Origin of the sequence: Pontibacter diazotrophicus, from assembly GCF_003367245.1 — a bacterium.
In the GTDB taxonomy this organism is placed as follows: Bacteria; Bacteroidota; Bacteroidia; order Cytophagales; family Hymenobacteraceae; genus Pontibacter; species Pontibacter diazotrophicus.
This window is the reverse complement of record NZ_QRGR01000003.1, coordinates 76,902-98,624: the sequence shown is the minus strand read 5'-3', so window position 1 is coordinate 98,624 and position 21,723 is coordinate 76,902. Positions and strand designations below refer to the sequence as shown.

Below are 21,723 nucleotides of genomic sequence, written 5' to 3'. Positions count from 1 at the left end.
AGAACAAGCTCAATCTACTTAGTAGTGTTCGCCAAGGTACCTGAAAATATCTGCTTCTGTTTTGGCGTGTAAAATATTTGCCCCGGAAAGAGCTGGGAAGATAGTGGAGTACTCATGGAAATACTGTTCTATACCTTTTTTGGAAAGAATAATGTTGGTGCCTCCAAAATAACTTGCTAGTGCAGCAGTTCCTCCATGCACGGATATAAAGTGGAGGCAATTGGCGTATACCAGTAGTTGAAGATGATTGTAGTTGTTGATAGAAGGACTGTGACGCTGCCATAAATCGTTCATAAGAATCACCTCCGGATGCGTTTCCCGAAGCCACTGGTGCTCATTCAGGGCCAATATTTCACTGTTATCTAAAACAATATGTTTGGATAGGGGGCGGTTATAAACTATTTGATACTTGTCTTTATACTTTGAAATAATATCATGAAGTGTCGGAATACTAAAGAAGTTCACCGGTGCCTCATCCCATTCAATGTTGTATTTATTAGCAATCACCAACAAGGGCTTATCATATAGGAAGCTGTTATTTTGATAGTGCTCCTTTAAGGGAACTTTAGTCCATTTAGCATAACTGTAAGAAATGTTATGCGTCATGTTGGGTACTTCAAAGTTGCCATAGTTGGATACTGCGTCTCTTTCTGAATACCTCTCCTCATGGTTGTCGCTAAAGAAGTAGAGTTCTCTGGTATCTTTACAGGAGATTGTTTGTTTCAGGGTACCATTCAGATGATGCCAGTAGGCAAAAGGCAGAATAAAGGCTAATTCCTGCTGAAACTCGCCATAGTAATCTATTACCTTATACTTTTTTTTGAGTACATAATCTCTAAACAGGTATTTAGATTGCAATAACCTGCTGTAGTAATTATCTCTAATAAAATAGCGATAGCTCTTTTTAATAGAAGGATATTTCAGGAGTGTAACCAGAGAAAGAAAACTGAAAATGAGATTTCGCATGCATATTTTAGTTGGCAATCTTCTTAGTTAAAAAGCTATTTATTCTGATACTAATAGATTTTAACAATGGTTTTCTTTTTTACACAGTGCCTGTTAGATTTTCTTGGTCAATACATGTCTTATTTCCAGTACCTGTTTGGCTCTTTCTCTGCTTGCTTTAGTAGAGAACCACAGTGCGAGATAAAGTACGGCCCCGGTTAAAAAGCCTGTCATACATAGAATAATGTCGTGTAGATCTCCGAAGTAGCCCCGGTAGTAGTACATAGCAACTCCGCAGATGATAGAAAATATAGCAGGAAAAGAAATTTCCTTCAGGAATAAAGTTACTGAAACCGGGGAGCCGTGCAATGAATAAAATAAAGCCGGGAAGAATAGGAGATAGGTGACAGCTACATAAGCCTTGGCTACACCATCAACGCCCCATTGTACGCCTATAAAGAAGGCAGTAACTACTAATACTGCGTTGATGCAGCCCCAGATAAAATAGCGTTTTGTGTCTCCGGTTGATATCATAACTAAACCTACGGTACTCAGAATTGGCTGAATAAAAGCCGCAAGGGCCAAAATACGGAAAATTGAGCTTGCTTCTATCCATTGCTCTCCTAAAACTATCAGGATTAGTTCTTCTGAGAACACAGCCATAAAAACTACCGCAGGCATAGAAAAAAACGCGAGTATAAATAGAAACCTACTGTAATAGCTTTTATAATTTCCCCTATCATTTTGCAGCGTGCTCAGCGCCGGGAGGGCAACACTGTTCAAGGGGTCCCTTAACTGGGTGATGGGAAGTAATAACAACTGGTAAGCCTTCGTATACAAACCTAAGGCTATAGAACCTATGAATTTACCAATCAACACATTATCCATGTTTCTGGAAAAGTAGTTGATCAGGTCGAAACCGGTTATTCCCGCTCCGAACTTTAAAAAAGATTTCACATCATTCGCCTTCAAGGTAAAGTTTGGTCTCCAGTCACACACGAACCATAAAGCAACTGTACTAAACACGGGGAACAGAATTGTGATAGCGACAAGGGCCCAGTAGCCAAAACCAAACCAGGCCAGCACTACTCCGCAAAGAATACCTAAGAATGCACTTGCTGTATTGATAAGCGCCAGGTTATGAAACTTCATCTGCCGCTTCATAAGGGCATTGTGCTGAAGGGAAAGTCCTGATATAAAAATACCCAAAGAGAAAACCAATGTGATGTAAAATAGCCTTTCCTCGTTGTAGAAACTAGCTAGAACAGGGGCAAGCAAAGACACGATGAGCGCTATGCCTAAACTAATAAACACATTTATCCAGAACACGGCGCTTACCTGTTGCTGGTTTATGTGCTCCTTCTGGATTACAGCGGATGACAAACCCAGATCCTTGAAAATGGTAACAAAGCCTGTAACAGCGGTAACCATGGCCACAAGCCCGTAATCCTCCGGAGTGAGCAGCCTTGCAAGTAGAATAGTTGAGGAAATATTCAGAAGAAACGAAAACACCTGCCCCGCGATGGTACTGAATCCCCCTTTTACAGATCGGGACTTTAAGTCGGACCGGAGATGTTTTGTATCAAACCATTGGGATTGGTTTTTGCCTGCTACAGCTTCTTCTTTAAGGGGAATAGAACTCATGTTATCTTTAAGTACACTTAGAACTTAGCGTCAGCCTGCCAAGCATTATGAATGGAAAGTCGTATTGGTAAGGCTTAACGCTTGTAATGATATTTTAACGTGAACCTGAAAGTTGATTCTTTGAAGTTTATATTTCCAGAACCCATGCTATAAATATGGGATGCTGTATTCTTCTAGTTTGGGAAATTTAGTCTACAAGTCGGATAAGTGACATTGTGCCTGTGATGACTTAACAATCGACTCACTGTTTAAGCCATTCTTAACATATTATTTGAATGTTATTTAATTCCCCAATTCATGTTATTTTACCTGTTAATGCTGGAGCTGTTATGCTTTTGCCCCTGTATTAACTGGCTTATTTTCTTTGTAAGTAATATATCTGTTCACCCAGTCAACAACTACCTGCTCAATTTTGGCGTGGGTTTGGAATGTACTGAAACTTTTGCCTGTGGTAATGCAGGCGCATCTATATGTAATATTCATAATTTAGTCGCAATGTGTGCCTGGCGCGTTGGCTGGGCACATTTAATGGACTCAATGGATTTAATAAGGGCCGAGGCCACATTCTTCCAGCTGAAATTAGCAGCGAAGTCTCTCCTGTACTGTATGCCGGATGAAAGCTGCTCTTCCCGGAGGGCTCTATCTATTTGCTCTAGAAAATTATTGGTGCTGTCGGCAAGATAGGTATGGCGGCCGAAAATTTCCTGCATGGTAGGGGTAGTAGTGGCAACTACAGGTTTACCCATTGCCAGGTATTCCACAATCTTTAAAGGAAAATTACCACTGGTAATCTCATTTAAAACCTGGGGATTGATACACACATCAAAATGCTTGATATATGCAGGCACATCTTTTGTATGTTTTTTTCCTAAGAAGTAGACATTAGACAGTGTATGAAGGCTGCTTTTCTCGAATGCTTCATCTTCCCATCCAATCAGAACAAAGCTTAAATCCGGCCTTGCCTCAGCCATGCCTATCATCATGTCTAAATCTAAGCGTAAGGTAATCAGTGCTCCTACATAACCAACGATAGGTCCGGGAATGCCTTTCAAATCATCTGGCACAGGAAAGTCTTCTTTATTGTTGTATTGCTCCAGATTAAACCCGTTGCCTATATAAAAGCTATTAGGATTATATAATTTGGCCCTTTTTACAAAATCGTGGGAATTACATACCACGGCATCTGATTTTTGCATCAGTCTGGGCTCAAGCTCTACACCATGCTTCTTCCAATAGTCCATACCGATGGTGTAATCCCTATCCAGGTAAATGTATTTGTCTGGCTTAAGTATTTCTTTAAGGTAAAAGCTCCTGAAAATATCCTTGTCGTTTATTAGAATGTAGTTATCAAAACCAAGCGCTTCTACTGCTTCTTTTATATCCTTTGAAAACTGAAGGTTATTCTTCCGGTTAAAAAAGGAGAAGACAGAGGTAGATGGTATCCAATTAATGGACTCAATCATTCTTGATGGGTTAAGCACCCATAGGTTCTTATTCAGTTGTTTAAGTTTTCCCTCTCCGGTTTTAATGCATTTAATATGGGACTTGGTAAAGTTGTCTATGTTTTTAGAATAATAGGTTCTTCTATCAATAGGAGAGTTTATATAAAGTACACGATGGTTCTTTGCCAGCTCCTTTGCCAAACTGGTAGAAGTGGAGTCCCTATCGGTATTGATACGTTGCAGACTGACAAATACAAAATTCATTGAGCTTGTTATCGAGTAAAAATTAAATAAGAGCGCGCTTACTGCAGGTAAAAATTTATTTTAACCTGCGATATCCATTTATGTACCCTGTGCTGGAGTTAATGGATACTAATTAACAACAAGCAGGTTTCAAAGATAAAAACTTTATTTAATCATTAAGTGAAGTTTTAGTATCATGTGGTGGAAGAGGTGTTAGCAACTTGTTGAAACGCTTTATCTCTACGATAATCCTTTTACGAAAGGCGTTGCTTAAACTACCATCTTTCTGAAGAGTACGAGGTCTTGTCCAGGCCCGGGCGCGATCGGACCTAACTTGCACCACCTTGCCAAATTGCATCAGGTCAAAACATAACCGTCCATCATCTCCTCTGATATTATACTTCACATATCCTACCTTTAAGCCGTACTCTTTCACGTATCCCATGCTGATGCCGTAGGCATTTAAATAGGGTCTTTTAAGGTGCCTTATATCTGCTATGATATCTTTAAGTTTTTCCATAAGAAAGAGTTTCCAGCGCTGAAAACCTGGCTCCGGAATAAAGGAATATCTTCCGTATACGCAAACCACTCCCGGACGCTGTAAAACTTTCATCATCTCATCCACCCAGCAGGTAGGGTAATAGCAATCAGCATCGGCCAACAGAATATATTTGCCTTTAGCATTCTCACTGCCTAATTGCCTTGCAGGCCCACATCCCTGTATTTTCTGAAATAAGTTTTTAACTTTTAATTTATCCAGCACCTGCTGTGTGTTATCTGTTGAGTTATTGTTAACAACAATAATTTCGAATGGGATGGAGGTTTTAGTTTTAGATAAACTTGCCAGACAATGTAAAATATTAATCTCTTCGTTCCAGGCTGCAATAATTATACTCACTAAAGGTTCAGTGCTTTGAACCCGCATCAGGTCCTGGTTGATAGTGTCAAATACAGAAGCCGGTATCTCTTCAAAGGTTTTATAAGGGTATGAAAACTGGTTTAACCAGGTAGGGTTTTTAAAGACATGCATGTTATTTTCTATATATTAATCGAGATTCTATTGCTTTTGGGTGTGGTTACTAAAAGCGGCTTGTCTCTTCTTTTAGCATGGCCGCTATTTGGGTGATTCCCACATTACGTAGACAGGGTTGTGGCTCGCTCGGCCTTTTCCCAGGCGGCAGGTTGGGCGCGACGTATGAACCGTGAGAAACCTGCAAAAACAGCCAGGTTCATCATCGTAAAATAAAGCGGAACAACCAGAGCCTTTATCTTGACACCTCTTGCCTCTGCACTCCAGCCCGCCCATGCCATCAGGTAAAAAAGGATTTGCATGGCAAAAACAAACGTATAAATGCCGCCTTGTAACCAGGCTAAGACTGCAGACAGAGGCAGTAACAAAGCAAGCAGAGCAGGAGTGAGGCTCCAGCGCAGCACCCGGTGCGACAGATAAAGGAATGTGACAATTGGCTGGCGGAAAGGATTTAGTAAAGAAGTGAGGCGCGCCATAGACTGCCAGCCACCGGCACAGATGCGAATTTTTCTTTTCATCTCCTCAGCCAGAGACGCTGAAGGAGCTTCCATGGCATAGGCATCCGGCTCATAAACTACTTTATACCCTTTGTCTACAATCCGTAAGGATTGCACAAAGTCATCGAGAATAGTGTCTGCCTCCAGTGGTTGGAATAAGTCTGACCTGAAAGAGACTAATTCGCCGGCTGCACCCATCAAACTGTGTATCTGCGAATCGCAGCGCTTTAAAAAAGATTCATATTTCCAGTACAGGCCTTCTCCAGACCCAGATGATGAACCCTCTGAAAGTATCTTTTTTTCACCAGACACAGCGCCAACTGCTGGATTCTGGTAGTGTTTTACCATTTCCCGGACTGCCTCCCTGTTCAGGAAGGTGTTGCAGTCAGTAAAGATGACGTAGGGTGTGTTCACAAATTCCATAGCCCTGTTTTCAGCCAAAGATTTGCCGCCCCTAACCTGTGAGTGTAGGTGCATTACCTGCGGATAACATGACAATACCTCTTCTGAATTATCAGTAGACCCGTCTGTAATAAAGGTAATCTGTAATTTTTCTGCCGGGTAGTCTAAGGATAAACAATCCTCTATTTTGCTTTTTAAGATATCACCTTCGTTATAGGCAGGCACTACTAAGGTCACTTCAGGCTCAAAGTTGTGGGCATAGCGCTCTTTGTTGGCACCCAACAAGCTTTTTGCCTTTGCCCATAGCCAGACTATCAGTCCATACCCTACATAGGTATACAGAATAACAGCGAGGGCAAACCAAAATATAACTTTAAGAATCAACATAGTTAGGAAGGGTTTATAGACGACACTTGTTGGTTACCCCTAAAGTGCGTGTGTCTGTGGCGTATAAAAGTAAATTGAAGGTCTATTTTGCGCTTTTAAATCCACTGATAAAGCCTGCAATCAGACAAATCAGGGCTGGTAGGGCAATTATTTCAAAAGGCATAGGTAGCTGATTAAAAATTAGTTATTAACGTCAGACGAAACGGCTTTGGCTTTATGCGGTGTAGGCAAAAAGGAAGATTTTGTTTTATTCATCTTCAATAAAGCCGCGCACATACAAAATAAAGCATAAGGCAGCCTAAGCATAGCTGCGAACAGGTTTCTGTTATAGAGTCTGCCTGGTAAGGCTAGGAACATGGCAGCAATGTATGCTACCAGCAGCCCGCCCCAGAAATGGGGAGCAGGAGCATAAGGAATGAAAAATGACAACAGGAAAAACACTCCTAACACACCTGCCAGCAGCGTGCGGGGCATAATAATGGTTTGAAGGATTTTATTGAAGAACTCAATATTCCCGTGCTTGAATAGCTGCAGCACCCCTTCACCAGCATGTTCCTTTAATAAATCTACCTGAGCAGCTATCCACCTTGTTCTTTGCTGGGTAAATACCTTTGCGTTTTCAATTTTCTCGTCGTACACATACACTTTGTCGAGGTAGCAGATTTTTACCTGATCTTTGGCGATACGCATGTCTATTTCCTTATCTTCACCTACCGTTTCACCTATACCTACTAAAAGCTTAATTAAATAGGAAAATTGAAAAGCCATACCCGAGCCAATAAGGCAGGAGGACAGGCCTACGGCAAACTGGCCCTTCCGGAAAAGGTGGTTGTTTATCTCTTCGTTGCAGGTGTCTAATAAGGCAAACGCAGAGTCCATGTTTTTGGCTGTCCTGTGGGCTTGCACCACCTTGTAACCCGCTGCAAAGGCTTTATTTATCTCTTCCAGAAAGTTTGTGCCCATCAGGTTGTCTACGTCAAGCACGGCGGCTATATCATATTCATCTTTGGGAAGTGCGTCCAATGCCCAGGCAAGTGCTTTTCCTTTCGTGCTTCTCTCGAAGTTCACTTCAATTACTTTTGCCCCCTGCTGCTTTAGTGTCTGAATAGTGCTTGATTTTAGTCCGTCTGCAATCACAACCACATCAAACTCGCCGTTATAGGGCTGGTTAAGGGCCGCCTGGCTTGTTTCTAAAATCACATTGTCTTCTCTGTAGGCCGGAATAAGAATACAGATTTTGCGATAGAATTGCTTGCTAGCTGGAATGGGTAAACGTTTTATATTCTTATGACCAGCAATTGAAAAGAATAAGAGGTAGGCGCAATTGAATAGCAGGAAAGCTCCAATTATATATAAAACTGATTGTAAAAATATCTCTATTGCAAGCATGGTTTAATTCTGCTAAATTCTTTCATAAGCGTTAGTTGAATGTCCTTTACGGGGAATAGCTAATTAGGTAGCGTTCTATTTTGATTCTGTAAATTCCACCACAAGCCGCGCCCCAGGGCAAGCAGGTGTTTCCATTCTCTGCGTAAAGAGTGACTCAGGGCCTTCTTCGGAATGGCAGCCATCAGAAAAATCGTTGTACTGGTCAGAAATGCCCATCCGTTAACATTTCTTCTGATAAAGAGTAACCGGTTCCTGTTCATGTAATAGGTTTTTAGTACGGAGAATTTTCCCACAGAAACCGACTCTTTGTGATAAATAGTAGCGTCAGCTACATAATGGCACGTGTAGCCGGCTCTTTTTATCATCTCGCACCAGTCCAGCTCTTCGTAGTACAGGAAATACAGCTCCGGCATCATGCCTACCTGGTCAATTACTTTCTTAGGCACCATCATGGCAGCACCATCGGCCAGCGCGGTAGTAGTGGAGACATTGTATTGCCCATTGTCCCGCTCCTGGCTTCCGATACCTTTACTGCGGCCTGTCCACGGGTTCACGCCCGTAGAACCGGCATACTGAATAAGGTTATCGGTTCCATAGAAGATTATCTTGGGTGATGCGATGCCAGCCTTAGGGTTACTCTCAAACAGTTGCACCAAAGGCTCCAGAAAACCCGGATCTACTTCGGTGTCATTGTTCAGGAAAAGCAAGTATTTGCCTTTAGCTTGTAAAACACCAAGGTTATTACCTCCCGCATATCCCAGGTTTGAAGATGACCTTATCAGCTTTACCTCCGGATATGTCTTTTCGATAAGTGAAGGGTCATCAGTAGGGGAGGCATTGTCCACCACAATGATCTCCAGGTTCGGATATGTTACCTGGCGCAGTGATGCCACCATCTCACAGGTAACTTCAGCCTGGTTATAGTTAACTGATATAATAGATACTAAAGGGCTATGCATAAGATTCTGCTAACGCTGCTTCTCGTTTTTTGCTGTCTAACTTGTTATCTAACTTTGGGCCGAGGAAAATGAAAGCCCACGATATGTAAACGATCATAGAGGATGGCATGGCATTGATCACTTCATTGCCATAGCTACAGAAGAGTATACCTGCTGCGCCTGCCGTGAGTGCCATGAGTTTTATTCTAAGGCGTTTGTCTCTTGTATTCCATACAATGCCACAGCACTTGCCCAAAATGTACATCATAATGCCAAACCATAAGATAAAGCCTACGATGCCATACATGGCCCATACTTTAACCCAATAGCTGTCTGGCGGTATGGAGGCAAGGTATCTGTCAGAGTTATATTTCACTCCCCAAAAACCAATTACACCCATGCCACCTCCAAAAGGTCGTGTATCAAGGTATTCGGCTAGCCTTTCCTGGTTATATAGCCTTACACCCAGAGAGGCATCTTCAGGGTTAAGTGCCGAGCGCAACCTTTGAACGTGATATGAGCCGCTGCCGATGGAAGTGAATTTCAGAAGGAATAAGCCACTGAAAGCAATGGCTGTACCTAAGATCATCATCTTGAAGTTCTTACTCAGGAAGATGGCCACAGCTAATCCTACTACCAGGGCATATAAGGCTCCCCTTGTTCCAGAGATAAGCATGCCGTAAAACAAAAGACCTGCAGCTAAAAATAGTAGAATTCTTTTCCAAAGCTTGAACGGACCTAGAGCCAGTATCAGAGCTATCAAGCCGATATGGGCCTGGGAGGCTCCGAAATTTCCTGCATCACTGTAGAAGGAAAACACACGCAGCTTACCAAACAGGATGTGTGTCTTTTGAGAAGGACCATTCAGGAATGCTTGTTCACCAGGCCATGGCCCTATATACAACTGCTTTACACCATTGATAGCGGCAAGTATCGATATGCCAATGATGAGGTATAGGAAAATGTTCAGGTCTTTATTTTTGTTAAAGACAAGCAAGGCCAAAGGCACCACTAAAAACCAGATTAAGCTGGTACCTCTAATTTCCTGTAGCCATCCCCTTACACTAACATCAGCGGGATTGAAAACTTCCACTATGTTTATAAAGAACCAGAACAGGGTAAGGTACATCAGGTCGCTCCTTAGATTGCTCCATTCAAACTTTTTATTAGATGAATTTGACAGAACGGCAATCCATGTTAGGAGTAGCAGGGCTTCACCTAAAATGCCATATGGTATGCTGCCTCCAACCTCTCTTAAGAAAATCTGAACTGTGAAGCAGAAAACAATAAAGGCCATCAACCCATATTTGGGTTCATAGAAAACAGCAACAACAAACGGAATAGCGAAGGCTAATACCACCAGAATGGCTGGTGCTGCTATACCCATCAAAGAGGTTAACCAGCCTATGCCTATAGCAATTAGTATTCCAAGGGGTAGAAGTATAGCCTTCGGTATGTTTGCAGAAGGGTTGATAAATTGACTCATGATTATTGTTGATGAGTGTTTGTGCAGGTGGTGGTAGTTGTATTTGAATACTATCCGGCCTTCAGGTTGAGTCGGGCCGGATAGTAAACTTTAGAGAGTGCTCTTGCGCCTGGCACTAAGCAGACAGTAAAGATTGGGTTGTGTTAACTCACATCCTTTGCTTCTGCTAAAATGAGCTTTAAGATAACCTGTTATGTATTAAAAACAGCCGGCTCGTTTTCCCACTTACCCACCTGCTTCGGTGCGCCCACCTCGTTAGAATCTATTGATCTGACAGGCTTAACCCGCCCACCTACATAGTCTTCTACATAATCAGGGTATACACCATTCAACACGAGTTCTATCGGTGCTTTGGTTACCTTCTGTATGTTGTTGAACATAACCCTGTCTGCATGCTCCCACGTTCTGTCAGCTTTTACAGCCACCAGTATCATATCGAGGTATTGCAGCAGCGACACCGGGTAAGTCTCTTCGAGTAAAGCAGGGAACTCCACGATGACAACTGCATAGTTGAACACTCGGTTGCCGGCAAGGTCAGCCACGGTAACGCTTGAGCTGACACCCTGCATAGGAGAGTAGAAGGAGGTTGTAGTACCGGTGTACTCTGCCACGTGCTCTGAGTTGTCAGGAAGCAAGCTTAGGGTTTTTATACCCATACTGCCCAATCTGTGTGTCAGGGAGCTACTCAAGGTGCTCTTTCCTTCGCCATTGTGGCTGCTTAGCACACCTACCACGAAAGGTCCCTGCGAGTCTCTTTTCTGTTGTATCTTTAAAAGTAGCTGTCTTACAAGCTGTTCTTCCGCCTGGTCTGCTTTATACCTGTCTTTGGCTTTTACTGCTGCCATGTTAGGAAGTACGCCCATTACCGGGAAGTTCGTTTCTTTGGCTGCTTGTTCAGGCTTTCTCAGGGTACCATCTACCATATCTGCTGTAAATACGCCTGCTCCTGTAAGCAGTAAAGAACCAAAGAAGCCAAACAACACTAGAAGCACAAGGCTGGTGCTGGAAGAGCTGATAGGGTAGTAAGGCGGGTCAATTACCCTGAGCTGAGACGATAACTCGATATTCTGCTGGCTCAGCTTGCTTTTTTTCAAGCCATCCAGTTGTGCCATGTACTCTTGTTCAGCCACCTGCACTTCTCGTCGTATTTTTCTGATTTCAGCACCTAAAGGCACCAGCTTTTCATATTCCCCACCTAAGCTTTCTTTTTGCTGGCGCAGTAAATCAAGCTGGCTTTTTAGTTCTTCTACCAGCACAGTGTTTCTTACATAATCATCCAGCAACGAGGCAATAGGTGCGCCCTGAATAGAGTGTGTGTTAGCATAGTAGTTATCTACCGACGCTTTTATTTTGTCAGACACTTCAGCAGACTCTCTTTTTAAACGCGCTATTTTTTCAGCATTGCCGCTCTGGTCTGCCATCTCAAGCTCCAGTGCCTGATTATTTAAATTAGACAGCCTCGCACGAAGGGTCATGATTTCCTGGCTTTTCAGGTTGGCAGCTCCACGCTTTTTCATTGATTCTTCCACTGACTTCAATGCGGAGAATGCGCCGGCATACTGCATCTCCAATGTGCTCAGCTTATCTAAAACCTGAGATTTATCTGTAGATGTAGATGATATCTGCTGATCATAGTCAATGATGTTGTTCGATTTGTTGAACTCATATAGCTTTTGCTCTGCTTCCTGCAGCCTGTCATAAGCGCTTTGAGTTGCCTCGTCAAAATACACCATCACATCCTCGTTCTGACCGGAGAACAGCTCTTTGTTTTTGCGTGTAAAGACTTCCGTCATTATCTGAAGCGTTTGATAACAAACGCCAGGGTCGTTCGTTGCATAATCCACCTGAACAAGGTCGCTGGTGCCAATGCGAAAAGGCTGAATATTAGAAAGAGCCTCCAACGAGTAAGCAGGGTCAGCAGAGTTGAGCGTTTCGTAGATGATGTTGTCATTGCCGGATCTGTATAGATCCACAAGATTTGCAGTGGTCTCTTCTACTGTGGCACCTCTTAGCGTTGCTTTAAGCGAATCAGAGAACAGCTCGTTCAGCCGCTCATAGGTGTCTTCACTCATCAGGGCCGCGTCATATTCCTTCATCGTTAAATGAGAAGCCAGCAAACGCATGATCACCTCTTCTTTTGTGTCTCTTGATTTGATGAGTGCGACCAGGTTTTCATATGCGCCTTCAGTTCCCCTGTTGTTCGTTTCTTCCCCTGTAACTTTATAGCCGGATGCAATGCCGGTATAAATGATAGTTGTGGAAGTATATTCCTCATCCTGCCCCAGGCTAAAGACGAAAATAGAAACTGCTGTTAACAAAGGGATTGCCAGTAACAAAAGCCAGTTACGGCGAATTAGTTTTTTAAATTCTCTAAGTGTCATTTACCAGATATTAAAGTGTTGATGGTCATTCCTATTCTCTCTTCCAATAGAAGTAAGTTTGTTGAGTATGTGTTTTTTGCTTCCTGTAGTGCTAAGCTTGATGCGTTATAATACTCCATTGCTTCAATTTGCTCCGCTACCTGAATCTCTCCTTCCCTGAATCTTTTATCAGAAATTTCTTTGTTGATGCTTGCAGACTGGTACGCATCCTGGTAATTCTGAAGAACCGTTCTGGAAAGGGTGAGTTGTTGGTACAGAGCGATAACTTCCTTACGGATTTCAGTTTCAGCAAGCTTACGGTTTGATTCTGCTTGTTTAAGCCCCATTTGGCGAACAGCTATTTCATTTCGGCGGTTCAGGATATTGACCAAAGAAAAGCTCATGCCCAGGCCTACGTTCCAGTTTGAACGGACTGGCTGGCTAAAAGCATTCCATTGATTTGGAGTCGATTCTGCAGCACCGGCAAACTGGAACCAGGTTCCATAACTATAGCCAGAGTTTAAGTTGATTCCGCTCAGGATGAGCCTTTTGCCAATCTGTATTTCTTCTCTGGCAATTCGCTTTGCAGCTTCCGTATTTTCAATTTCTGCCGAGTGTTGAATGGCCGCATCATATAAGAGTGGAAGCGCATAATCGGAGGAAGAGAAAAACTTTTCCTGCGGAGTTAACTGCTGCTCCGTTTGTGCCGGCTTTACCTGTGCTATTACCATAAGCACATGCATGGTAAACAGGAGGGTGGTGATTGTTTTTTTCATTAAACGTTTTCTTTTTGAAATAAAGCTGGAACTGTTTTTAAGATTATTTGTAAGTCTTTGGAAAGCGAACAAGTTTGCGCATATTCTATGTCCAGGGCTTTGCGTTCATCCTCAGACATGTCTTTTTTACCGCGTTTGCTTACCTGCCAAAGACCCGTGATACCAGCCGGTGCTATAAATCTGGCAGCAAACCGGTCTGTCGTTATTTTTTCAGCCTCATAGAGAGGGAGAGGTCTGTTACCAACAATGGACATATCACCCCGGAGAACGTTGAAGAGTTGCGGTAACTCGTCTATGCTTGTGTTTCTGAGGAACAAACCGATACGCGTTACCCGAGGGTCGTTGGCGATTTTAATGAAGGCAGAGCCACCCTGTAATTTCCGCGCCTGCTGAAATTGTTTTTCGCATATCATCTGCCCCTTCATGTCAACAAGCTCATTCTGACATCCTTTTCCAGCGGCAGCGCAGGTGTCGCATATGCTTTTTTGCAGGGTGTACGTCTGGCCCGAAGAAGACTGGTACTGGTTAAGCTCTTTGATTGAATCCAGTAACTGGTCAGCATCCTGCCGCATCGAACGGAATTTCCAGAACTTGAAGATGCGATAGCCTGTGCCAACCCGATATGAGTAGTAAAACACAGGTCCCTTAGACTCCATTTTGATGAGGAGCGCCACTATCAGAAACAGCGGTGACAGGCAGATAAGGGCTATCAAAGAAAATACAATATCAAAGAGCCGTTTGCCGGTGCGGGTTCTGTAAGAACCTACATTCTTCTGTATTTCCGAACCAGGTTCTTCTACTTGTATTGAGAAGTAATGCAATCTGGTGAGCAGTTTCTCTTTAACTGTTGCTTGCTCGAAAATATCGGAAACACCAGCCGCTAGTAACATAGTCTGCAGCGAGGGGCTCACAGGGGCGTCTGTTATCCAGAAAACCGGGCTTTGCACACCCAAATCCTTTTTAACCGCTTTTATTAAGTTTAGGCCCAACTGTGAAGCCGGGTTGACCAAGCTAAAGATAATAGCGTCAAAGGCTTCTCCTTTCGACAGCCACGTCAGGAACTGAGATGGATTGTCGAAGCCCAGTACTTCTAAATCGTTCTCAAATTCCCTACTAAAGCTGTTAACTTCATCAATGTCAGTTGTCAGATATAGAATTTTTCTGGTCATGGTTAATATCACTATATCTTAATTCTTTTAAGCATATTCTTTAGTCTGATATCAAGTTCTTCCGGGTTAAAAGGCTTCACCATATAATCGTCGGCTCCACTTTTCAGACAAAGAATCTTATTATTGGTTTCATCTTTTCCCGATAGCATAACCAGGGGAATGTCTTTATATAAGGTGCTGGCACGGAGTTGCTTTATAAACTCAAGCCCATTCATATAGGGCATATCGAAATCTGCTACTATACCATCCGTAAAATGGCCGTCCTGGAGCCACATCATGGCCGCATGACCATTTTCTTTTACTACAACTTCATATTCTTTCGAGAAGAAGTGTTCCAGAATTAAACCTATAGATGGTTCATCGTCAACTATCAATAATCTTTTTTTCATAATAAAACCGAATAGGTGCAAAAGGGTGATGTATGTAAGGGTGCCAATAAGGCTATATATAAATTTGTAAATACTATTAGTTAATCCTTATTCGTTCTTCATATAATTAAGGTTTCCCAAAATGAAATTAATTTTTCCCATTTTGGGATTATATTTTTTCGGTTCTGGGATTGTTTTTTTAATTGATGCTATACGTACTTATTGACTTTGGAAAAGGTTTCTAAAAAAATGTACCCTGTCGCAGATCCGTATAAGTTGGGCAAGTATTAAGTAGTTGGATGTGTAAAGTAATTTTAGCTGAAAACAGCCTCTGCAACTTCTAAACCTAAGATTCAGGAATGTTAGTGATTAAGTACTTTCTGTGTATTTAAAGGCCAAAAAATATTGTTATTTTTGTGCAAATTGTAAAAGTGCTGTCGTAAGGTGTGTCAGAACATTTTAGATGAATCGCTACTAAATGTGTAGCTGTTCTGAGAATGCGCTAATCACTTTTTTTACTTCCTCACGCACTATCTGCATTAGGCGCACTATTTCATCTGTCTTTGTCTTACTATTAGCGTGGCCTTCTATTTTTTTTACAGCTTCTGTAGCTGCCTTAATTCTGATATTGCCAAAGGTAGATTTCAGCTTATGCGCAATATGGGCGGCTGTTTCTAATTCCTCTCTTTTAATGGCTTCTTCTAACTCATCCAACTGTAGTGGAACGGTTTCAACAAACATTTGCTGCATCTTCCGGATAAACAGGGCATCATCCTTAAGATTGCCCAGACCAGAGAAATCATATAAGGTTGGTTCTTTATTTGGCGTTTGCTGCGGCGCCGGAGTTTGGGGTGCGGTGCTGCGGCCATTGTAACGTGAAATAAGTTGCAACAGCTTTGACACATGATAGGGTTTAAGCAGGCAATCTGTAAAACCATAGTATTTGTAGCGGTCCTCCTCAATCTCCTGAAAGTTTGCTGTGAATGCTATGATAGGAGTGTGTTTGTTCAGGCTTTGTTTATTACGTATCCTGTAAGTGGCTTCTATGCCGTCGAGCCTTGGCATCTGTATGTCCATCAGAATAAGGTCATACTTCTTTTCGTTTGCCTTTAAAAGGGCCTGCTCGCCATCATGTGCTGTATCAATGTCTATATCCAGAGGCTGTAGTTGTGATACTAAGAGTAGCTCGTTCAACTGATTGTCTTCTGCTATTAAGATGTTTAGGCCTTTTAGCTGGTCGGGTTTTGTATGAGAAGCTACTTCATTTAAAGAGTTGCCTTTTGTAGAAAGGACATAAGGGATGCTAAAGTAAAAGCAATTCCCTTGCTCAGGCCTGTTTTCCAGCCATAACTTCCCACCCTGCAGTTCAAGCAGTTTCTTAGAGATAGTTAATCCCAATCCAGTACCACTGTAAAGGCGGGTTAGGCTATTTTGCTCTTTATTCAGTATATCATATACTTTTTTTAGTTTGTCAGCACTAAAGCCAGCGCCCGTATCCCTCAAACAGCAGGCTATGTTAAGCATGTCTCCCGAAATGTCAACATGCTCTACCGAGACAGTTATTTCGCCCTGCCTCATATATTTGATGGCATTGTTTATCAGGTTAATCAGGACCTGGCTTAAGCGAAAAGGATCGCCTTCCACCACTGGTAACTTTTCCGGTGGTTCCCTATAATGTATTTTAATACCATGCTCCCGAGTTTTGCAGGCCATTGCCTGCACCGTATCACTGATAACAGTTGACATCTCAAAAGACACCGTTACAAGCTTTACTTCACCTGACTCCAGCTTAGCGATATCCAGCAGGTCATTGGGTATCACTAACAGATTGTCTGCAATGGATGCGATAGTATCCAGATATCCTTCCTGATCCTTATTTAGTAAGCTCTTTTTCATGAGCCTTACAATGCCAGAAATAGCGCTCACTGGTGTTCGGATTTCATTACTTAAATTGGCAATAAAGTTCTCCTTGGCCCTGGCTGACTCTTCCGCCGTCTGCACTGCATTTTTCAATAAGGTGATATCCGATGAAACTGACAATAAGTAGCGTGTGCCGTCAGGCTGTGTGAAAGGTTTCTTTACGGTTTTAAACCATTTTTTCCCCCCGTCTTTCAGTTTATAAAACTCTTCTATACTTGATGCCTCATTTTTCCTGAGCAGTTCAAGATCTCTTTCATAAGAATAGTCAAAAACACCTGTACCTTCTGTCAATAGTTCGTCTACAGTCAGGCCATGTAAATCTGCATAGGCATCATTAGCAAGTATAAACATGCCATGTTCATTTTTTACATAGGTAGGGTTGGGGTTGGTTTGTATTATCTGCCGCGTGAACTCCATTTCCTGATTTTTTGCTGATCTTTTGTAGTAGAAGTTTCTTTTGACATTTTCAGAGCGTATATGTAGTTCATCCTTTGGCCGTGTATCTACCAACATATCAATCTGAAATAACTCTGATGACTGAAATATAAAGCAGGCATTAGCTGCCACTGGTATTCCACTTGGATGACAGAGAATGATAAAAGGTAAATCTGTGCTGCTACGTATCGCTCTTCAACAAAGTTTTCCAGGTAAGCACAGCAGGAGTAAGTTGCTCTCAGACACCTAGTGTAAGAGACTGGGCTTCAGTAATAATTTTTATGAAGCAGTATGAAGGAAATTTTCCGACAGGCAGCTGTTCTTATTGCAAATCGGTGCCTGAACAAATCAGCTACAGCAATAGACGATAGCTTTTCTATCCTCTTGTTACAGTGAAAGGCAATACAAAATTACTATTTATTTTAAATAAATAGTAATAAAATTAAAAAATATAATATAATAAATTGCTTATGTGTTAAACAAAGCTACTTCATATTGAATTTACAAATAGCTGCCTGCATGGTATGCTTTTGAAGCCAGCCTGTACTATTTTCGGCTGGCCATATAGACTTCTTTCTTCCTGATCATTCTGTAGATGGTAGATTTCCCTATCTTTAATTTATCTGCCACACACAGTACATTATAATTATACTTGTCTAGGTATTTCTGTACGGTATCAGCGATATATTCATCTAATGTTTTTTCTTCTGAAAACGGTGCGGGTTGACTTTCATTTAATTGTATGTCTTCAGGTGTGATGTATGCAGTGTCTGATAATACGGCAGCAAGTTCCACTACAGCCTTCAGTTCTCGTATGTTGCCAGGAAAATTATGCTTGAGTAGCTTTTTCTGGGCATTGGCTGTTAAGCTTTTAGCTGGTATATCGCGCTGTTGGCAATAGGTCTGCAGCACCTTTTGAGCAATAAGGAGCAGGTCATGCCCCCGTTCGCGTAAGGGAGGAAGGTGAATCTGCAGACCCAGTAGGCGGTAATATAAATCTTCTCTGAAGTTTCCCTTTCTCACCTCATCCAAGAGGTTGAGATTTGTCGCGGCGACCACACGCACATCAACGGTAAAGGAAGTGTTTGCTCCTATACGGGTTACTTTCCTTTCCTGAAGTATCCGAAGTAGCTTACATTGTAAATGGATGTCCATTTCGCCTATCTCATCTAAAAACAAGGTGCCGCCGTGAGCCTCCTCAAATTTACCAATGTGCAGGTTTGTAGCGCCGGTAAAGGCGCCTTTTTCGTGGCCATAAAGCTCACTTTCAAGTAACTCACTTGGAATAGCTGAAATATTGACGGCAACAAAGGGTTTTTTTGCCCGGCTTGAGCGCCGGTGTATGGCTCTAGCGGTAAATTCTTTTCCAGTACCCGTTTCTCCGGTAATCATCAGGTTAATGTCGTCGGAAGCCGCTTTTTGTATCAGCTTTAAAACTTTTTGAATCGGTTCTGAACTTCCAACAATCTCATTCCCGATGCTGAGATTTTGATTTACCTCTTTCCGTAGCGCTTCAATTTCTCTCTTAAGGGCGATATGCTGTTTTATTTTCTCTACGATGCTCCATAGTCGCTCTTTTGTTTCTTCACTTTTTACAATGTAGTCATAAGCCCCTTGCTTGATAGTGTTTACTGCTTTGCTGATGTCCTCTTGCCCCGATATAACAATGATATAGGTGTTCGGACTCGCTTCCAGAATTCTGCTTAATATCATCTCTCCGTCAAAACCCGGCAGATGATAATCAAGTGTAATAATATCAGGCGCTTCGGACAGGCTATGCAGGAACTCGTTTGCGCTACTGAAGGCTCTTACTTCATGGGTGGTGTCAAGGGAGAGGTGGTAGGAAAGAAACTGTGAGTACCAGAGATCATCTTCCAGTACGAAAATTTTTGTTTTCAATGTGTTGAGAGGGGAAGGCATAAATATTTTAAAGCATTATCAGCTAAAATCAGCTATCTGCTAAAGCCGAATTACAATAAGTGACAATGTGTTGTTTTTCACAGTATAAAAAATGTAATGAGACACAGCGAAATAAGTTTTGGCAATGTTCTCCTTTCTACATAAAAGCAGTTTAAAGGACTTGGCTCTTTTCCGGGAAGTGCTAACAGCAAACAGGTTGCAGATGCTCCTGGATTTTATCATGCAGTTCCTGCGGCACAAATGGCTTTGTGATGTAATCATTGCCGCCAAGGGCTATTATTCTCTTCTTTTCATCTTCATTGGCATTGGCCGTCAGGGCTATGATTGGCAGGGTATAGCCAAGGCTACGTATTTCCGCTATAGCGTCAAACCCATTCATAACAGGCATATGCAAGTCCATTAAAACAAGATCGTAATTAGTTGCCTTTATTTTTTCTATTGCGGCAAAGCCGTCTGCGGCAGTGTCTACTTCTGCCTGCCAACTAATCAGAAGTTTGCTGGCCACCAGGTTATTAATGATATTATCATCAATAACCAGAACTTTAACGTCTTTCAAGGTAGATTCTGACTTTTCTGCCTGTTCTATTACCTTGAGCGAATCAAGAGATATATCTGGTTTCAGGAAACGTAACCGCACTGTAAACTCAGAGCCTTCTCCCGGCGTGCTTTTTAGTTGTATGCTTCCGTTTTGCAGTTCTACAATTTTTTTAGTGATGGCCAGGCCCAATCCAGTGCCACCGTACTGGCGGTGTGTCGCTGCACTGGCTTGCACAAAGCTTTCAAAAATTTGCTGTTGTCTGTCTGCAGGTATGCCCACACCAGTATCTTTTACTGTGAATTCCAATACCCAGTCATCGTCTGACTGATACACAACCTCTACAGTTAGCGTAACACTGCCTGATTTAGTGAACTTTATGGCGTTGCTCATCAGGTTGTTCAGGACTTGTGTTAATCTTGCCGGGTCTCCGGCAACTTCAGATGGTGTGTCTTCACCAATATTCAAAACAAGACTCAGGTTTTTTTCCGAGGCTCGTATGGAAAGCGAACGATTTATCTTTTTCAGCAAATCAGTTAGCTGGAAATTAACCTTCTCAAGTTCAATTTTGCCGGCTTCAATCCTTGAAAAGTCAAGGGTATTGTTAATCAGCGTCAGCATGTTTTGCGAAGAGAAGTGAATAGACTGAAGGTTCTCTTTGTGCTCATGGGCCATATTTTCTTCTTGCAGAAGCAGGTAAGTGAGCCCCATAATGGCATTTAAAGGAGTACGGATTTCGTGGCTCATCAGGGAGACGAACTCTGATTTTGCTTTAGTGGTCTGTTCAGCCTTTTCTTTTTCTGCTATGAGTTGCATTTCAGTCTTTATGCAATCCGTCACATCCTGTAAGGTGCCTATAACTTTCAGCAGCCTGTTATTTTTGTAAACCGGCTTCATTATAAGTCTTATCCAGATGCTTTCCTGCACATGCCCTAAACGGGTAACGTAGTTTAGCGCCTTCCCGCTACTCAAGGCCTGGCTCCAACTATGAGAAAGTTTAGACCGGTCTTCCTCAGCAAAATACTGTAGTAAGGAAAGAAAACTACTTACTGTGTCTCCAGTTGGAATCCTCAAAAGCGTGTGCACAAACTCAGTACAGAAAAATTTTTGGGCTTCTACAGTATATTCCCAACTGCAGATTCTGGCGATCTGCTCAGTTTCTGCCCGTAATGCTCCCGCTTCACTGTGTTCAGGTTTGGCCGGTTCTTCTACTTTTAGTCCATGAGGCTCAAAAGTTTTTTTCCTATCCTTGTCACGTTGTGTATAGATGCCTTTTCTAAGGCTTTGATGCTTTTTTCTGGTATCAAGCAGGCCACTCGCACCGTCACTATTTTCGTCAGACGCCTTCAAAGGAAACATGTGGTTGAACTGAACATTCGCGTTTTTACGTACTACTGAGTTGAAACTGGAATCAAAAAAAACAGCCTCTTCTGTGTCGCGTAATTTGATAGCCTTCATGTTGCCGGAGTGGTTAGAGGCAGAGTCATTTGTGGTAAAACCAAGGATGAGCTTAAACCACTGCTTGCAGTAGCCAGCAAAGCTGGTAAACCGCACAGAAGGGGGGACTATCTCAGAAGGTAACTCCATTGCGCTATCATAATCACGCTCACTACCAGACTCACCTATCTTATAAGATAGAGACTCCTTTATATGTGTAGATTCCTTTATAGGGAGAGTTGTTAGTTTCATATATAGATTTTGCACAGAGATGGCTGTAGCCGAATCTCAAGCATAACTACTTCCGAACACTCTTTTTTGTTACTTATTTCCAGATGAATTTTAAATATACCAATATTTGAATACTATTATATTTATGGGAAGTTTTTGTAACCTTTAT

General features: G+C 42.2%; 15 protein-coding genes. All 15 read right to left on the bottom strand.

Annotation, left to right across the window (positions count from 1 at the left end; genetic code table 11):
• Positions 1-18: 18 nt before the first annotated feature.
• Positions 19-858 (bottom strand): hypothetical protein, encoded by an 840-nt coding sequence (locus tag DXT99_RS02595; protein WP_317048111.1) that lies wholly within the window; start codon positions 856-858, stop codon positions 19-21.
• 201 nt (positions 859-1,059) lie between these two features.
• Positions 1,060-2,589 carry a lipopolysaccharide biosynthesis protein gene (locus DXT99_RS02590; protein ID WP_115563964.1) on the bottom strand — a complete coding sequence of 510 codons (1,530 nt, stop codon included), beginning with the start codon at positions 2,587-2,589 and terminating at the stop codon, positions 1,060-1,062.
• Positions 2,590-3,068: 479 nt separating this feature from the next.
• Complete coding sequence (locus DXT99_RS02585; protein ID WP_115563963.1) at positions 3,069-4,295, bottom strand: glycosyltransferase; 1,227 nt, start codon at positions 4,293-4,295, stop codon at positions 3,069-3,071.
• A 148-nt stretch (positions 4,296-4,443) separates the two neighbouring features.
• A complete protein-coding gene (locus DXT99_RS02580) occupies positions 4,444-5,304 on the bottom strand; it encodes a glycosyltransferase family 2 protein (RefSeq protein WP_115563962.1) in 861 nt (286 codons plus the stop codon).
• Positions 5,305-5,408: 104 nt separating this feature from the next.
• Positions 5,409-6,590, bottom strand: a complete 1,182-nt coding sequence (locus DXT99_RS02575) for a glycosyltransferase family 2 protein (protein ID WP_115563961.1) — start codon at positions 6,588-6,590, stop codon at positions 5,409-5,411.
• 180 nt (positions 6,591-6,770) lie between these two features.
• Positions 6,771-7,979, bottom strand: coding sequence for a glycosyltransferase family 2 protein (locus DXT99_RS02570; RefSeq protein ID WP_115563960.1), 1,209 nt, complete (start codon positions 7,977-7,979; stop codon positions 6,771-6,773).
• Positions 7,980-8,038: 59 nt separating this feature from the next.
• Positions 8,039-8,938: a glycosyltransferase family 2 protein gene (locus tag DXT99_RS02565; protein WP_115563959.1), complete on the bottom strand. Its 900-nt coding sequence runs from the start codon at positions 8,936-8,938 to the stop codon at positions 8,039-8,041.
• Entirely contained in the window at positions 8,931-10,403 is a 1,473-nt protein-coding gene (locus tag DXT99_RS02560; RefSeq protein ID WP_115563958.1) for an O-antigen ligase family protein, read from the bottom strand. The genes DXT99_RS02565 and DXT99_RS02560 overlap by 8 nt, the downstream gene beginning before the upstream one ends.
• Before the next feature lie 191 nt (positions 10,404-10,594).
• Positions 10,595-12,784: an exopolysaccharide transport family protein gene (locus DXT99_RS02555; protein ID WP_115563957.1), complete on the bottom strand. Its 2,190-nt coding sequence runs from the start codon at positions 12,782-12,784 to the stop codon at positions 10,595-10,597.
• Complete coding sequence (locus tag DXT99_RS02550; RefSeq protein ID WP_147294158.1) at positions 12,781-13,611, bottom strand: TolC family protein; 831 nt, start codon at positions 13,609-13,611, stop codon at positions 12,781-12,783. The genes DXT99_RS02555 and DXT99_RS02550 overlap by 4 nt, the downstream gene beginning before the upstream one ends.
• Positions 13,539-14,708: a sugar transferase gene (locus tag DXT99_RS02545; RefSeq protein WP_246000414.1), complete on the bottom strand. Its 1,170-nt coding sequence runs from the start codon at positions 14,706-14,708 to the stop codon at positions 13,539-13,541. Before DXT99_RS02545 ends, DXT99_RS02550 begins: the two co-directional genes overlap by 73 nt.
• Positions 14,709-14,719: 11 nt before the next feature.
• Positions 14,720-15,097, bottom strand: coding sequence for a response regulator transcription factor (locus tag DXT99_RS02540; RefSeq protein WP_115563955.1), 378 nt, complete (start codon positions 15,095-15,097; stop codon positions 14,720-14,722).
• Positions 15,098-15,550: 453 nt separating this feature from the next.
• Entirely contained in the window at positions 15,551-17,413 is a 1,863-nt protein-coding gene (locus tag DXT99_RS02535) for a response regulator (protein WP_181885003.1), read from the bottom strand.
• 564 nt (positions 17,414-17,977) lie between these two features.
• Positions 17,978-19,330 carry a sigma-54-dependent transcriptional regulator gene (locus DXT99_RS02530; RefSeq protein WP_246000413.1) on the bottom strand — a complete coding sequence of 451 codons (1,353 nt, stop codon included), beginning with the start codon at positions 19,328-19,330 and terminating at the stop codon, positions 17,978-17,980.
• Between the two features lie 202 nt (positions 19,331-19,532).
• Positions 19,533-21,575 carry an ATP-binding protein gene (locus tag DXT99_RS02525; protein ID WP_115563952.1) on the bottom strand — a complete coding sequence of 681 codons (2,043 nt, stop codon included), beginning with the start codon at positions 21,573-21,575 and terminating at the stop codon, positions 19,533-19,535.
• Positions 21,576-21,723 lie beyond the last annotated feature (148 nt).